Here is a 679-nt window from a genome sequence, read left to right on the forward strand (position 1 = left end):
GCTCCGGGGCGCGCAGCCGGGAGGCGGGGCCCTTGGCGAGGCACTGCACGATGAGCTGCCACAGGTCGTCCGGGATGCCGGGCAGCGGCGCGACGGTCTCGGTGACGTGCCGCCGCAGGATGGCCCCCGGGTGCCCGCCGCCGAACGGCGTGAAGCCCGCCAGCAGCTCGTACAGGACCGTGGCCAGCGCGTACACGTCGACGCTGGCGCGCGGCGGCAGCCCCTCGATGATCTCGGGGGCGAGGTAGTCGGGGGTGCCGATCACGCGCGTCGCGCGCGCGTGCCGGGGCGCGTCCACGAGGCGGGCCACGCCGAAGTCGGTGAGCAGCGCGGGGTGCGCGCCGCCGGGGCCCAGCTCGCCCTGCATGTCGAGCAGCACGTTCTCGGGCTTGACGTCGCGGTGCACGATCCCGGCGGCGTGCGCCGCGCAGAGGCCGTCGGCGACGTCGGCGACGATGGCGACGGCGGCCTCCGGCGCGAGGCGGCGCTCGCGGTCGAGCCGGGTGCGCAGGTCCGTGCCGCGGATGAGGTCCATGACCAGGGCCAGGTCGTTGCCGTCGACGACGAGGTCGCGGACGCCGACCACATGCGGGTGGTCGAGGCTGAGCAGCGCGGCGCGCTCCTGGACGAAGCGGCCGACGAGCTCCTGGTCGGAGGCGAGCTCCTCGCGCAGGAGCTT

1 protein-coding gene is annotated in these 679 nt (G+C 76.0%); it reads right to left on the reverse strand.

Features of this window, described 5'->3' with window-relative positions; genetic code table 11:
- A partial coding sequence (locus ACFU99_RS38090) for a serine/threonine-protein kinase (protein ID WP_384401613.1) occupies positions 1-679 on the reverse strand: 679 nt, incomplete at both ends.

Origin of the sequence: Streptomyces sp. NPDC057654 (assembly GCF_042800135.1) — a bacterium.
Lineage (GTDB): Bacteria > Actinomycetota > Actinomycetes > Streptomycetales > Streptomycetaceae > Streptomyces.